Origin of the sequence: Weissella bombi (assembly GCF_900094835.1) — a bacterium.
Lineage (GTDB): Bacteria > Bacillota > Bacilli > Lactobacillales > Lactobacillaceae > Weissella > Weissella bombi.
Window position 1 is genome coordinate 1 of record NZ_FMAO01000011.1, and the last position, 15459, is coordinate 15459.

The following is a 15459-nucleotide window of genomic DNA, read 5'->3' on the forward strand; positions in this document are numbered from 1 at the left end:
AGCTTAATGCTTGAAGACCCTACACATTTGTTCTATCGAAACGATATTCAGTTTTCAATGATCAACGTCGTTGTCTCGTTGACAACTTAATCTATATTACAGAAGTCATATCAATTTGTCAACATCTTTTTAGAAAATAAATATTAACAGATTTGATTTGAATTAATGTAATGCCGTTGCCGACTTGATATATATTACACATCATTTCATACAAAGTCAACACTTTTTCAAAACAAACGTAGAAACATGCTAAATAATCCACTTTAAACACCCTTTTAATACAACAAAAGCTAAGGCAGACTCCCATCTACCTTAGCTTTTTTACTTATAAGTTTAATTTTTAATCGTATCAACTAAAACAACGCTAACTGATTTTCATCAGGCATGCCATTCAATACACCATTATCATCTAAGAACTGCATCAATGTTTTAGAAATACCACCACGTTGTGCCAGATCTTCCTTTGAAAGGAATTCACCAGCTGCACGTGCTGCAATAATTCTTTTAGCAACGTTGTCACCTAACCCAGGAACTGAATTAAATGGTGCTATTAATGTATTGCCATCAATTAACCATTCCTCAGAATCTGATTTATACAAATCTACCATACTAAAATCAATACCACGTTCAAGTGCTTCATTAGCAATTTCAAGGACTGTTAACAGATCCTTATCTTTTGCCGAAGCATCATTTCCTTGATGTTTGATTTCCATTATTTTAGCTTTTGTACTATTCAACCCATGAGACATTGAAACAATATCAAAATTGCTAGCGCGAACTGAAAAGTAAGCAGCGTAGTAAAGCGTTGGAAAATAAACCTTGAAATAGGCAATACGTAACGCCATTAAAACATAAGCCGCTGCGTGCGCCCTAGGGAACATATACTTAATCTTCAATCCAGATTCGATATACCACTCTGGTACACCGGCTGCACGCATTTCAGCTTGGAAATTATCCGCAATTCCTTTACCTTTACGCACCTTCTCCATAATTTGGAAAGATGACTCCGGATTAACACCATAGTTAATCAAGTCGGTCATAATCTTGTCACGCGTTCCAATAACCGTTCCAATTGTCGCAACACCACGTTCAATCAATTCATCAGCATTACCACGCCAAACATCAGTTCCATGAGACAAGCCTGAAATTTGTAGTAATTCAGAATAGTTTTTAGGATGTGTTTCTTCCAACATCCCCCTGACAAAGGCCGTTCCAAATTCCGGCACACCCAAAGTCCCAGTCTTAGAAAAGATTTGGTCTTCTGTGACACCCAATACTTCTGGTGATGAGAAAAGACTCATAACACCAGGATCATTCATTGGAATAGTCGTTGGATCGATACCAGACATATCTTGTAACGCACGTATCATCGTTGGATCATCATGCCCCAAGATATCCATTTTCAAAATGTTATCGTGAATTGAATGGAAATCAAAGTGAGTTGTCCGCCAAGTTGCTGACAAATCATCTGCAGGATACTGAATTGGTGTGAAATCATAAATTTCCATATCATCTGGAACAATCAAAATACCGGCTGGATGTTGACCAGTCGTACGCTTAACACCAGTTGCACCCATAGCTAAACGTTCCACCTCAGCTCCTCTAAACTGCTTATCATGATCACGTTCATACGCTTTAACATAACCAAACGCAGTTTTATCGGCAACCGTCGCAATTGTTCCAGCACGGAACACATTGTTTTCTCCGAACAGTGACTTCATATAATTGTGCGCAAACGGTTGATAATCCCCCGAAAAGTTCAAATCAATATCGGGAACTTTGTTTCCTTTGAATCCTAAGAAAGTTTCAAACGGAATATTATGTCCATCCCCAATTAACTTAGAACCATCAATTGGACTATATTTTTCTGGTAAATCATAACCTGATTCATAATCTCTTGGATCCACAAATTCAACATAATCACCATTCACACTACGATAGTGTGGTGGCAAAGCATTCACTTCAGTTATTCCAATCAACAACGCAATCAAAGAAGATCCAACTGATCCACGAGACCCAACCAAGTAACCATCCTTATTTGATTTAGCTACCAAACGTTGTGCAACCAAATAAATAACCGCGAATCCATTCTTAATAATAGAATTCAATTCTTGTTCAACACGTGCCTCAACAATTTGTGGCAACGGATTTCCATACATCCGATAAGCAGTCTCATATGACTTTTGTCGAATTTCCTCATTCGCAGTTGGCATGTTAGGCGGATAATTTCCCGTCTTAATCGCCTCAACGTCATCAATCATATCAGCAACAACGTGTGTATTATCAATAACTATCTTTTGCGCTAAATCAGACCCCATCCAGCTAAAATCATCCAACATTTCTTGAGTTGTACGTAAATGCAATTCAGGTAAACTATGGCGATTTAACGGATTAGCACCACCTTGTGAACTAATTAAAATCTTACGATAAATAGCATCTTCTGGATTTAAATAATGCACATTTCCCGTTACAACAACTGGTTTATTCAGCTCATCCCCAATCTTAACGGCCTGCATCATTAATTCACGTAGTCGGGCTTCATCCTTAATTAATTCACCTTCAATTTCTGGTAAATAATTAGCTGAAGGTTGAATTTCAATATAATCATAATATTTTGCTTTAGCTTTAGCTGCTGCGTAGCCCTTTTGCATCAATGCTTCCCAGAATTCACCAGAAGTATCTCCTGTTCCTAGTAGTAACCCTTCACGATATTTATTTAATAATGAACGTGGCACACGGGCATTGCGATAAAAATAATGCACGTTTGATTCAGAAATCATTTTATAAAGATTTTTAACCCCTAATTGATTCTTAATCAACACAACGGCATGATTTGGTCTTCCATGACGCCAAGCATCATTTTCTGTCATACGGTCATTTAACTGATCGGCATACGTAATCCCATACGAATCACGTGCTTCATCTAAGAAAATACGATTCAAGTGACCTGTTGTCTCCGAATCAAAAATAGCACGGTGATGTTGCTCTAGTTGCACACCAAAATGCTTAGCCAATGTATTCAAACGATATGAACGCATATGTGGATATAAGAAACGGGCTAGCGTCAAAGTATCGATAACCGGGTTCGTAATCGCACCCATCCCGTGTCTCTCATAACCTTCATTCATAAAGCCCATATCAAAAGTGACATTATGACCAACTAAAATTGTATCGCCATAAAATTCACGGAAAGCCGTAAATACTTCTTCTTCAGACTTTGACCCACGGACCATATCATCTGTTATGGATGTTAAATTCGTTGTTGTTTGGCTTAATGGGAAACCAGGATCGATAAATTCAGAAAATTCAGCAATCACATTACCTTTTTGCATTTTGACGGCTGATAATTCAATAACCTTGTCATAAGCTGCTGATAATCCAGTCGTCTCCACGTCAAATACCACATATTCTGCATTACTGAGTTCAATATGCGCGGGATTAAAAATAATCGGCTCACCGTCTTCAACCAAGTTAACCTCGACACCATAAATCATTTTCATGTCATTGTCAGCTGCAGACGAAGCTGCTTCCGGGAAACCTTGTGCACCAGCAGTATCAGTAATTGCAATGGCATCCATACCCCAGTCATGGGCTTGTTTAACATAGTCTTTGATACCGTTAGTAGCATCCATTGTCGACATTAATGAATGTGTGTGTAATTCAATGCGCTTACGATCGCCTTCATAGGTCTCAAGACGTGGCTGATGCTTAATGATTTGAATATCATATGCCATCATCGTCAAATCATGCAAGAAATCATCCTGTTGAACCGGACCGCGCGCACGAATCCACATACCAGCCTTAATGTTCTCAAAGAACTCAATATCAGCATCATCGCGTGAAAACTTCTTCAAAACAAATGAACTGGTATAATCAGTTACTTTCATCGTTAATAACTGACGTTCCGACTTTAAGACCTTGACTTCAGCATCAAAAATGTAACCTTCCACAACCACTGAACGTTCTTCATCGACAATATCAATCATATCAGTAACGTCAGCGTCACTAGCAATTTTACGTCCTAAATAATTGCTACCGCCATTTGACCCACTGTGGCTAACACTTTTACGTTGTTTAGCTGCTTGCTCAATTTGTACATGCGCTATCTGCGATAGCTGTTCGTCTTGCGAAGCGCGTTGCGCCATAGCGGCTGCTTGTGATTCTGCTACAAGTTGTTCATCAACATTTACCGTAAATGGTAATTCCGAAGTAATTCCTATCTGATGATAAGTGCTTTGAATAAGAGGCAATCCGGTTTGCGTTGCATATTTACTCCATGCCGTTGATGCAAAATTTAAGACTAATTGATCATTATTAATTACTGGCATTACCTGATTGAAGGCTCTTTGGAATGCACCAGGTTCATTTTGATGTTGGTTTAGTACCCATCCCCAATAATCGACAACTTGGGTTAAGTTTGGTTGATTCACCAAATTAATTTCATAATTAACTGTTGCAATATTAGCAAAAGTCGTTTGTAATTTACCAATCAACATTGCTAATGTTGACACGTCAGGCAACTCAGGCAATGACAAATGAAACTGCCAAATGCGTGACTGCTTATGTATTGTTAATTTTGTGAGGCTTGCATCTTGAAAGATGTTTGGTACCTCCTCGTATTGTAACTGTCGTAACAATACTTGAAATTGTTCTTGCGGGTTTAACGCCATCACTTATTGCCCCTTTCATGAATTTTTTAATCTATTGCTATTATACATTGTCCTCGTAAGATAAAAATAACAAAACGATTAATTGATTTATTGAACATAAAAAAAGAGGAAGCAACGGGCAAGTTGCTTCCTCTTTTGGTAATGAATAGCACTCATACTATGTCATTACCGTAATCAAATTAGATGGGCGTCTAATTGATTATAAAAGGTATATTAAATATACCAATTTAAGGAGTAGTTGCAGGAACGGGCATTCCTGCTAGGTTATGAGTAATCATTATGGGCATCGATGTGATATCTCTGTATCCCTCATCGATAGTTATACTATAAATCTAAAATCTTAAAACAAGTATAAAGATTTATAAATGATTAATCTTTGTCACCATTTAAAAATACATGTAGTGTTGAAACAAGTTCTTCAGCGCGCACTTCAATTGCTTCATCAGCCTTGCGTAGCTTTACTTCAACAATACCTTCGCTAGCCTTCTTACCAACAGTAACGCGAACTGGTAATCCAATTAAATCAGAATCTGCAAACTTAACACCTGGACGTTCGTTACGATCATCCAAAAGCACTTCATAGCCGGCTGCTGTCAAACTATCATGCAACTCGTCTGTTAACTTAGCTTGTTCTTCATTCTTGTACTTAATTGGTACCAAATGAACATCCCATGGTGCAACACTAGCAGGCCATGATAGTCCCTTCTCATCAGCATTTTGTTCTGCAATGGCTGCAAGCAAACGAGAAACTCCAATACCATAGCTTCCCATAATAACATCAGCTTGACGACCATTAGAATCCAAAACTTGTGCACCCATTGCTTTAGAATAACGTGTACCTAACTTAAAGATGTGGCCAATCTCAATTCCTTTAGTAAATTGTAAATGACCTTTGTTATCAATTGATAAATCACCCTCACGCGCAACACGTACATCTGCAACTTCATCAATTCTAAAGTCACGATCAACATTAGCGTTTAGATAATGGAAGCCTTGTTCATTACCACCAACAACAATATTAGCCATATCAGTTACCCATTCATCAGCAATGATTTTTACATCTTCGCCAACACCAACAGGGCCTAATGAGCCAAACGGTGCGTTTAAGTAACGTTGTGTTTCTTCTTCAGTAGCCAAACGTAATTCATCAGCATGCAAGTAATTTTGTACTTTAACTTCGTTAACTTCAAAATCACCACGAACCAAAATCATAACAGGTTGACCATCAGCCATCATGAACATCGTCTTAACTAATTGGTCAGGTGTCATCTGCAAATACTCAGCCAATTCATCAATTGTGCCAACTTCTGGCGTTGCAATTTTTTGCAAATCAGCTAATGGTGCATGCGACTTATTTGGTACGTATAAATCTTTAGCCATTTCTAGGTTTGCAGCATAATCTGATTGATCAGAATACGCAATTGTATCTTCACCAGCTGCTGCAGGTGCTGAAAATTCTTTGGAATCTGATCCACCCATTGCTCCGGCATCACCAACAATGACACGATAATCCAAACCGACCCGATCAAAAATATTAATATAGGCTGATTCCATCTTCTTGTAAGTATCATCCAAACTAGCTTCATCAATCGAGAATGAATAAGCATCTTTCATGATAAATTCACGACCACGCAAAACACCAAAGCGTGGACGATCTTCATCACGCAACTTAGTTTGAATTTGGTAAAGAGTCAATGGCAAACGCTTATATGACTTAATATCATCACGAATTAACGTTGTCATTGTTTCCTCATGCGTTGGACCCAAAATCATATCCCGACCATGACGATTACGTAATTTAAACAAATTAGGACCGTACGTTTCGTAACGACCTGACTCTTGCCACAATTCAGCTGGCAATAAAACTGGCGCTGTCATCTCAATAGCGTCAATTTTTTCCATTTCTTCACGAATAATAGCCGTAATTTTATTTAATACACGTTGCGCTAATGGCAAATAAGCGTATACCCCTGCCGTCACTTGACGAACATATCCCGCACGTAACATCATTTGATGTGAAATTACTTCTGCATCTGCTGGTGTTTCACGTAATGTGGGAATAAAAACCTTTGATTGTTTCATGATTTATACCCATTCCTAATCTTTGCGTTTTATCGACGCATTAAAATTCTTTTTCTATCTTAACACATTTGTCTATGCACTACATTTCAAGCAGGTTAATTACTTAATGAAATAACGTAATATATCATTACCCGTTACAGCAATCATCAAGACAAATAATAAACCAACACCAACTAACGTGACGGCTAATTCAGCCTTTTCAGGTACCGGTCGCCTAATTATCGCTTCAACCGCATTGAACAATAACTTACCACCATCTAATCCTGGAATTGGCAACAAGTTCATCATCCCCAAGTTGACCGATAACCATGCCATAAATGAAACCACGGCCAACAAGCCCATATGACTAACTTCCGATGTGTTCTTGTAAATTGCAACCGGTCCACCAAGTTTATTTAGTGAAAAGCCTTGTACTAAGTTTTTAATTGCCCTGAATATTTGAGTCATTGATTGACCAGTCATTTGGAACCCATAACGTACACGAGCCGTCAACGCATTAGTTTGCTTTGACGTTACACCAACCTGACCAATAACCATGCCACCATTTTTTATCCCCTTAGGTTTAATTGTGACATGTTTCGTTTTGCCGTTGCGTTCGTACGTAATCGCAACTTTTTGGTTTGCTAACGGTTGAATTGTATTTTGCATTTTTTGCCATGAATTGATTTTTTTACCATTAATGGCCTTTATCTCATCATTATGTTGCAAGCCAGCTAAGGCTGCTGGCGAATCTTTTGTTACCTGATCAATCGTCGTTGTTGATACACCTGGCAAAGTAAACGCTAACCCGATAAACAATACTAACGTCAAAATGAAATTATTGAATGGACCTGCAAAGTTAATTAACGCACGTTGCCATAATTTTGCTGATTCAATATGTGTATCTCGGGGAGCAACCAATACCATTGTCCCATCAGGTTCAATAATTGAAGCATCATGATCGACAGTCAATCGTACTAACTGACTATCATTAGCCAAATAACCTTCAATGAACATGCCATCAACTAAGTCAACTCGGTTAACGGTAATGACCTGTCCACCAACCAACTCCTCTTGTTCGGATAAATTAATTTTAGTGACCACATTGTCTACCAAAACAACTGTAACTGACATGCCAGGTTGAATTGGATCTGTGTCCGTATCCCCACGACCTGCCATACGGACATAACCACCCACTGGTAAAATACGCCACGTATATGTTGTACCATTACGTTGTGTTTGTAAGATTTTGGGTCCCATACCAATGGCAAACTCACGCACACGGACGCCCGATTTTTTCGCAAAGTAAAAGTGCCCAAATTCATGCACAATTACAATAACGCCAAACACAATAATAAATGTAATAATTGCTGTCATTCTTTTCTCCATCCCCATTCCAAGTAGGGTTAGTATACAATAAAAATCCCTTACACGGTACTATTGAAAAAGGACCGATGATGACCATCGATCCTTTATATCATTTTATTTATGCAAAAACACCCAACAAGTACATCAATGGTAATACTATCAACATTGAATCAAAACGATCTAAGATACCACCGTGTCCAGGCAAAGCATTTCCCGAATCCTTCACGTGATAAAAACGTTTTAAAGATGACTCAATCAAATCACCAAACTGACCAGCAACTGACAAAACAATGCTAATAAGAAGCATCACACCCCAGTTGTAACGTTGTGGGAAGAAATAAACATAAATTGCTGCCAATACAACAGCAATCACACTACCACCAATTGAACCTTCCCAAGTCTTATTTGGTGAAATAGCGGTCAACTTATGCTTACCAAGCTTACGTCCCACTAGATAAGCTGCAGAATCTGTTACCCAAACAATCAAAAAGGCATACATTAGAGTATCAAGACCAGCAGCTCGTGCTGAAACCATCATACCAAAACCTAATCCCACATATATCATCGTTAACGTGAAGACACCTGCATCCTCAAAATTAAATTTGTTACGTGCAACTACCGTATGTAATAACATCAAAATAACAAAAATGTACAACAATGAAGAACGTTGTAATGTTACCGGCAAATTAAGTTCATGCCAGATACTAGTTGGTAACGTCATTACAATGGCGCCTAATATTGTTAGTACAGCACCAAAATCTACCAACAATGTACGACGCATTAAAACTACTTCAGAAGCTGCAACTGCTGCTAATACAGAAGCGGCTATTTGAATCCAAATACCACCCGCAATTAAAATTGGTATAAAAATCACCAACGCAACGACTGCCGTAATTACCCGTGTTTTCATTCTTTCATCTCCTATTTCTGATCACTTTTATTTTCTGCTAAACCACCAAAACGACGATGACGTGATTGATAAGTCATAATTGTTCGTTTCAAAACAGCCGGCGTAAATTCTGGCCAGTGTTCATCAACAAAAACAAATTCAGCATATGCAACTTGCCAAAGCAAAAAATTAGATAAGCGTTCTTCGCCACTCGTACGAATCAACAAATCCGGATCTGCATACTCTAGTGATGATGTCATCATTGATTGATCAACTAAATGTTCATCAATATCTTCTGGTTTTATTTCGCCCTTCAAAACACGTTGCGCAATTTGTTGAACACCCGAAACGATTTCAGCCCGTCCACCATAATTTAACGCAAAATTTAATACCATACCTGTATTATTAGCAGTCTGTTCAATTGCCTTATTAACTGCCTTTTGTGTATGTTTAGGTAATTGATCAATATAGCCAATTACATTTACTCGAATGTTATTAGCAATTAAATCAGGAACAAACGTGTCAAAAAATCTACCAGGTAACTTCATTAAAAAGCCAACCTCTGTATCCGGACGTTTCCAGTTTTCTGTCGAAAAAGCATATAAAGTTAATACCTTTACACCTAAATCACTGGCAGCTTTAGTAATGTCTTTAACAACTTCCATTCCACGCTGGTGGCCAGAAACTCGTGGTAGATTCTGTTTTTTTGCCCATCGGCCATTACCATCCATGATAATCGCAATATGCTTTGGAATTCGTTCACTATCCAATTCAATTGATTGCGTATCAACATGCTTCTCATGTCGGTCATTAAAAAACACGATTTTCCCTCCGGTATCTTGATAATTTTCTATTATTAATTATTTTGCAAATCATAATCTTATACATTATACCAGGTTGTCGCAAAACATTTTAACATTATCAGTTATTTATCAAAAATTTTACTTGCATTATCATCAAAAGCACCCGCTAATAGTGCTTCTATCGTATCCAAAACACCATTATGATTATTATCATTAACAGCTAAATTATCAACACGAACTTTCATAAAGTCTTCCGCATTTGGCATTACAAATGGATATTTAACATAACGTAACATTTCCAAATCATTACCATTATCACCAAAAGCGGCCATTTCCTCTGGTTTAATATCCCATTTTTCACCTAATTGTTCTAAACCTGTTCGCTTATTAACACCTGGTGCCAATATATCAACTGTACCAAATCCAGAACCGGTTGTATGCAATTCTTCACCAAACTCTGCGCGTAATTGTTGAATATACTGATGTACATCAACACCTTGTGGCCAAACAAAAGTAAAGCGGAAAATATTATCTTCAATTTCTTTAAACTTTTCTACTTGGTGAACAATAGGGTAAAAACTCTTAACCATGCTAATAACTTCTGGTGTTGCATGATTTGACACATATGCCCCATTATGACCTGATAAAACAATTAAATTCTCTAACTTAGCATTAACTCGGTTATTCCAATCAATCACACGATCGATTTGTTCATTAGTAATTGAAGATTCAGCAATCACTTCCTCATGGTTCATTACCAAAGCACCATTATCTGATACGTATGTCACACGATCTGGATTAACTGGATTAAAATATGAACGTAATTGCGTATATTGATTTCCACTCGCCGCAACAAAGTGAATACCGCGTTCATCTAATTCATCTAACAAATTTTCCATACGTGCATAATCAAATGTACGATCATCACGTAATAGCGTGCCATCCATATCCGTTGCAATCAACTTAATCGTCATTTTTTAATTTTCTCCTTCATTTTAAATATTAATAATTTACTTAATACATAATTAGAAACTATCACAAATATATTTTGAATGATATTCCAAATCATATCATTTTGGTGCAAGATGTGAACACCGAATAGTATAATTAAATATCCTACCACTCCTGTTGCTAACCGTGCCAGAAAAAATTTAATCATTTCTAGTATAATATTACCAAAACCTGTCGTTTGACTATCAAATACCCATTTACGATTTGTTAAATAAGCAAATAACACACTTAACAACCATGCTAACAAATATGACATATTAATAGTTACATCTACCCAACGGGCACCAGTATAGACAACAATATTAACAACCGTTGTCAAGCCACCAAATATTAAATACATTAATTGCATACGATATTTAGCGATAATTGCCATGATTTTGCTCATTTTCTTACTCCATTTCAATAAATCAAAAAAATATACTCAAAATATTATATCAAACTCACTGCTAAACCGTTAATTTGCTACAATTATTATCAGAGGGTATTATGAAATTAACTAACTAGAAAGGCTTTATTATGAATCCAAGTTCTAATTCTAAAGATTCTCGTGTGAGTCGCCATGCACCATCACAGAACTTCACATCACATTTATTCAATTTCTCACAAGCAAAAATTCCGTGGATTTCAATGCTTGTCAGTGTAATTGCACAAAACGTTGTTTGGTGGGTTTATCCATTAATATATTCTAATCGTCTGGTTAGTGGTCAAATCCAACACAATCCGTTACTACTGACATACAGCGTTATCTTGTCATTGGCAATCTTTTTAACATTTAATCACAATTTTGCACAATGGTTTAACTATATTGTTATTCTAATACCACTATTGTTTTTGTACTTTTTATATAAACATTTCACTGGCCAACAAGTTATGTTGCTTTCGTTATTACCAGTTGCACTACTTCTGATTAATGTTCCTGGCTTAAACCTAAGAAATATCTTAGGTTTGATTTTATATTCAGGCATCGCTGCTCTGGTTATGCCGGTCGTTATTTTTTATCAGCAAAACACTTTTTTAACACAACCATTTTTATTAAGTCTGTTCCCACTATTCTTTAGTTATTTATACTTTATGAGTAGCTTATTTGTTCCCAAAGGAAAAAACAAGCGGTTAACCTCACTAGTATTTGGAATCATCCTATTGATTAACGTTCTAGCATTGGATTGGAATTGGTGGATGTTTTTAGCCGTCCTAATCATTATTTTTACATGGCTAGTTTTAATCAACCTAAATTTAAAACAGCGTTATCAAATGACTTTCTTTACAGTTTTGCAAACTTTAACCATTATGATTATATTCTTACAACAACTATAAATTTTAAAACTCACCTGACATTGCCAGATGAGTTTTTTTATATGCTTTTTTCTTTCAAAAAACATATTAACGTTTTATAATATATTTATGGATGAACAATTATCAGAGTTTTTTAAGTTATTTTCAAACGTGCTGCGTCTTAAGATATTACAGATCTTAGACCAACATGAACAAAACGTTTCCGATTTAGTCACTTTAACCGGCTATTCGCAATCTAATATATCGCAACAATTAAAAATGTTAAAACAAGCTGATATTATTAGCTCTCATCGTCATGGTAAACAAATCTTTTATGTATTAAAAGATAACCATATCCATGAGATTATTGCTTTAGCGTCAAATCACTTGGAGGAAAAATTATAATATGCATAATCATCATGAGCATGCAGGCGTTCCAAAAAGGCAATTACCATATTTAACTGGTATCATTCTTAATTCGTTATTTATTATCGCTGAAATGATTTTCGCCTACTATGCTAATTCTACCGCCCTATTTGCCGATGCATTACATAGTATTAGTGACGTTGCATCATTAATTCTTGCGTGGGCAGCAGTCGCCGTTTTTGGGCTACGTGCCACTTCAACTCATACATACGGTTGGCACAATGCGACAATCTTAGCTAGCTTTATCAATGCACTATTCTTACTAGTCGCTGTTTTTATCATCTGGTATGAAGCTATTGATAAATTATTCCATAGCACTAGTGAACCTGCTGGTACGCTAATCATGATTGTATCTGCCATCGGTATTATTGTTAATTTTCTAGCTGCCAAATTCTTTACATTAGCCGGCGATCACGAACATGACATTAACGCTAAAGGGGCTTATGTCCACCTACTAGCCGATGCCGGCGTTTCGTTTGGCGTTGTACTGTCTGGACTATTAACCCTCTTAACCGACTGGTACTGGCTTGATCCAGTAGTTTCAATTTTAATTGGTATTGTTATTATTATTTCTTCTTGGGGGATTTTTAAACAATCAATTATTTTAATTTTCAACGGTGTTCCTGAAAACGTCGATGAAGAAGCTGTAAAAAAAGCTATTCTAGCAACACCAAAAGTTATTGGTATGCATGATTTACACATCTGGGGCTTATCAACGACTGAAACGGCACTTACGGTACATCTGACTGTAGAAGATCCTAGTGATATGAAACTATTATCACAACTAGGCTATATGCTACAAAATGATATGCATATTCAGCATACAACTATTCAGATGGAAAAAAACCTGACCGATGAACCGCGTAACACGATTTAAATTAACTAAACAAAAATTCGTTAGATTCAGTAATGTGAACCTAACGAATTTTTTTAATTATCTAATTCTAAAACAGCAACATATGGTAAACCACGATAATACTCATTATAATCCATACCATATCCCACCAAGAATTCATCTGGCACATGCGCACCGATAAAATCAGGTGTGATACCACCTGCTGACTCTGATTGACGTTTATCAGTTGCAACAGCAACATAAACTTTTTTAGCACCACGTGCTTCAAAATCTGCTTTTAAATACCGTAGTGTTAGCCCTGAATCAACAACTTCATCTAAAATAACAACCGTACGATCTGTTAAATCCACTTTCAAATCACGTTGAATCGTGATATGTCCAGTAGATTGATCACCAACATAACTAGAAACATCGATATAATCAAGTTCAATATCACGTTTCATGGCACGCATTACATCAGCCATCCACATGTAAGCGCCCTTCATAACGCCAATAAAAACTGGGCGTTCAACATCAACTAGTACTTCATTCAATTCATCGGCTACCCGATTGACCATTGCGTCAATCTCATCAACAGACAAAATAGTTCGTGCTAATCTCATTTCAGGCATGTTTACTCCTTGTTCCAAATATCAAATAAGATAATGGTTTGTTCGTTTGATGGGCCAACTGCAAATGTATACAATGGCACACCAATTAATTCTTCAACACGCTTTAAATAGTTTTCAGCGTTAGCAGGTAGTTCTTCACGTGACTTAATACCTGTAATATCTTCTGACCAACCTGGTAGTTCTTCGTAAATTGGCGTTACACGTTGTACATCTTTTAGGTTTGCTGGGTAATGTGAAATGCGTTCACCGTCTAACTCATAAGCGACAGCTAATTTCACTGTTTCAAGCCCTGACAAAACGTCCAAACTGTTTAATGACAAGTGAGTAAAGCCACCGATACGGGCAGCATGGCGCAAAACAACCGTATCCAACCAGCCAATACGACGAGGACGCTTTGTAACAACCCCATACTCATGACCGATTTCACGAATACGAGCACCAACTTCATCAAATAGTTCAGTTGGGAAAGGACCATCCCCAACACGTGAAGTATAGGCCTTCGCAACCCCAACAACACGATCAATTTTTGTAGGACCAACACCCGTACCAACTGTTGCACCACCACCAACTGGTGAAGATGACGTTACATATGGATAAGTTCCTTGGTCAATATCCAACATTGCACCTTGTGCACCTTCGAATAATACACGCTTACCATCATCCAAATAATCATTAATCAAAACAGTAGTATCAACGATATATGGCTTCAATGTTTGACCATAACCGTAATACTCTGATACCAATGTTTCAACATCGAATGGTTCATGATCATAAATTTTTTCCAAAATTTCATTTTTTTCTGATAATACATCAGTCAAACGTTCACGTAGAACGTCTTCATCAAGCAAATCAACTACACGAATACCAATACGAGCAGCTTTATCCATGTAAGTTGGACCAATACCGCGACCAGTTGTACCAATCTTACCGTCACCCTTTTTAGCATCTGCCAATTTATCCATCAACATATGATAAGGGAAAATAACATGTGCACGGTCTGAAATACGTAGATTATCAGTTGTTACACCTTGTGCTTGAATTTCGTGCAATTCTTCTAACAATGCCTTTGGATTAACAACGGCACCATTACCAATAACAGCCAAACGATCAGGGTTAAAAATTCCTGAAGGTACTGAAGATAGTTCAAATTTCTTACCATCTACATAAATTGTGTGACCGGCATTGTTACCCCCCTGGTAACGGACAACCATATCAGAGTTCTGTGAGATAAAGTTCGTAATCTTTCCTTTACCTTCATCACCCCATTGACTACCAACAACTACAATCCCTGCCATACTGGCCTCCTATTTTTTAAATTCGCAAAAAGCGAACAATATAAACTTTTTTCAACACTTAATTAAGTTTACCAAGAAATTCACCACGTTTCAATGTTATTTCTGTTAAAAGTTCGACTTTTAATCGAAAATCATCGTTGTTTTTTTGAAATATCGTATTAAAGGCGACCTTTTACTATTTATACAAATAAAAAAGG

Annotated in this window: 12 protein-coding genes; 3 read left to right on the forward strand and 9 right to left on the reverse strand. The window is 37.0% G+C overall.

Annotation, left to right across the window (positions count from 1 at the left end; all coding sequences use genetic code 11):
• Positions 1-353 precede the first annotated feature (353 nt).
• From GA0061074_RS07115 to GA0061074_RS07145, 7 genes are all read right to left on the reverse strand, one after another.
• Positions 354-4670, reverse strand: a complete 4317-nt coding sequence (locus GA0061074_RS07115; protein ID WP_092463257.1) for a PolC-type DNA polymerase III — start codon at positions 4668-4670, stop codon at positions 354-356.
• A gap of 369 nt (positions 4671-5039) precedes the next feature.
• Positions 5040-6752, reverse strand: a complete 1713-nt coding sequence (locus GA0061074_RS07120; RefSeq protein WP_092463260.1) for a proline--tRNA ligase — start codon at positions 6750-6752, stop codon at positions 5040-5042.
• Positions 6753-6851: 99 nt separating this feature from the next.
• A complete protein-coding gene (rseP, locus tag GA0061074_RS07125; protein ID WP_092463262.1) occupies positions 6852-8108 on the reverse strand; it encodes an RIP metalloprotease RseP in 1257 nt (418 codons plus the stop codon).
• A gap of 109 nt (positions 8109-8217) precedes the next feature.
• A complete protein-coding gene (locus GA0061074_RS07130) occupies positions 8218-9009 on the reverse strand; it encodes a phosphatidate cytidylyltransferase (RefSeq protein WP_092463264.1) in 792 nt (263 codons plus the stop codon).
• An 11-nt stretch (positions 9010-9020) separates the two neighbouring features.
• Positions 9021-9809 (reverse strand): isoprenyl transferase, encoded by a 789-nt coding sequence (locus GA0061074_RS07135; RefSeq protein WP_092463266.1) that lies wholly within the window; start codon positions 9807-9809, stop codon positions 9021-9023.
• 104 nt (positions 9810-9913) lie between these two features.
• A complete protein-coding gene (locus tag GA0061074_RS07140) occupies positions 9914-10765 on the reverse strand; it encodes a Cof-type HAD-IIB family hydrolase (protein ID WP_092463268.1) in 852 nt (283 codons plus the stop codon).
• The gene (locus GA0061074_RS07145) at positions 10762-11187 is read right to left on the reverse strand and encodes a GtrA family protein (RefSeq protein ID WP_092463270.1); all 426 of its coding nucleotides are present in this window, start codon (positions 11185-11187) and stop codon (positions 10762-10764) included. Before GA0061074_RS07145 ends, GA0061074_RS07140 begins: the two co-directional genes overlap by 4 nt.
• A gap of 131 nt (positions 11188-11318) precedes the next feature.
• Here GA0061074_RS07145 and GA0061074_RS07150 point away from each other — a divergent pair, with 131 nt between their 5' ends.
• The 3 genes from GA0061074_RS07150 to GA0061074_RS07160 all read left to right on the forward strand — a co-directional run bounded on the left by GA0061074_RS07150 (position 11319) and on the right by GA0061074_RS07160 (position 13377).
• Positions 11319-12116, forward strand: coding sequence for a hypothetical protein (locus GA0061074_RS07150; RefSeq protein WP_092463272.1), 798 nt, complete (start codon positions 11319-11321; stop codon positions 12114-12116).
• A gap of 87 nt (positions 12117-12203) precedes the next feature.
• Positions 12204-12479: an ArsR/SmtB family transcription factor gene (locus GA0061074_RS07155; protein WP_159426662.1), complete on the forward strand. Its 276-nt coding sequence runs from the start codon at positions 12204-12206 to the stop codon at positions 12477-12479.
• Position 12480: 1 nt separating this feature from the next.
• Positions 12481-13377 (forward strand): cation diffusion facilitator family transporter, encoded by an 897-nt coding sequence (locus GA0061074_RS07160; RefSeq protein ID WP_092463276.1) that lies wholly within the window; start codon positions 12481-12483, stop codon positions 13375-13377.
• A gap of 53 nt (positions 13378-13430) precedes the next feature.
• On the opposite strand, the gene GA0061074_RS07165 is transcribed toward GA0061074_RS07160, so the two are convergent.
• Positions 13431-13967 carry a phosphoribosyltransferase gene (locus tag GA0061074_RS07165; RefSeq protein WP_092463278.1) on the reverse strand — a complete coding sequence of 179 codons (537 nt, stop codon included), beginning with the start codon at positions 13965-13967 and terminating at the stop codon, positions 13431-13433.
• A 2-nt stretch (positions 13968-13969) separates the two neighbouring features.
• Entirely contained in the window at positions 13970-15262 is a 1293-nt protein-coding gene (locus tag GA0061074_RS07170) for an adenylosuccinate synthase (protein WP_092463280.1), read from the reverse strand.
• Positions 15263-15459 lie beyond the last annotated feature (197 nt).

Coding starts and splice junctions, on each gene's coding strand:
- GA0061074_RS07170 (WP_092463280.1), bottom strand. CDS start 15,262: ATGGCAGGGATTGTAGTTGTTGGTAGTCAATGGGGTGATGAAGGTAAA.
- GA0061074_RS07140 (WP_092463268.1), bottom strand. CDS start 10,765: ATGACGATTAAGTTGATTGCAACGGATATGGATGGCACGCTATTACGT.
- GA0061074_RS07165 (WP_092463278.1), bottom strand. CDS start 13,967: ATGCCTGAAATGAGATTAGCACGAACTATTTTGTCTGTTGATGAGATT.
- GA0061074_RS07115 (WP_092463257.1), bottom strand. CDS start 4,670: ATGGCGTTAAACCCGCAAGAACAATTTCAAGTATTGTTACGACAGTTA.
- GA0061074_RS07145 (WP_092463270.1), bottom strand. CDS start 11,187: ATGAGCAAAATCATGGCAATTATCGCTAAATATCGTATGCAATTAATG.
- rseP (WP_092463262.1), bottom strand. CDS start 8,108: ATGACAGCAATTATTACATTTATTATTGTGTTTGGCGTTATTGTAATT.
- GA0061074_RS07120 (WP_092463260.1), bottom strand. CDS start 6,752: ATGAAACAATCAAAGGTTTTTATTCCCACATTACGTGAAACACCAGCA.
- GA0061074_RS07160 (WP_092463276.1), top strand. CDS start 12,481: ATGCATAATCATCATGAGCATGCAGGCGTTCCAAAAAGGCAATTACCA.
- GA0061074_RS07155 (WP_159426662.1), top strand. CDS start 12,204: ATGGATGAACAATTATCAGAGTTTTTTAAGTTATTTTCAAACGTGCTG.
- GA0061074_RS07130 (WP_092463264.1), bottom strand. CDS start 9,009: ATGAAAACACGGGTAATTACGGCAGTCGTTGCGTTGGTGATTTTTATA.
- GA0061074_RS07150 (WP_092463272.1), top strand. CDS start 11,319: ATGAATCCAAGTTCTAATTCTAAAGATTCTCGTGTGAGTCGCCATGCA.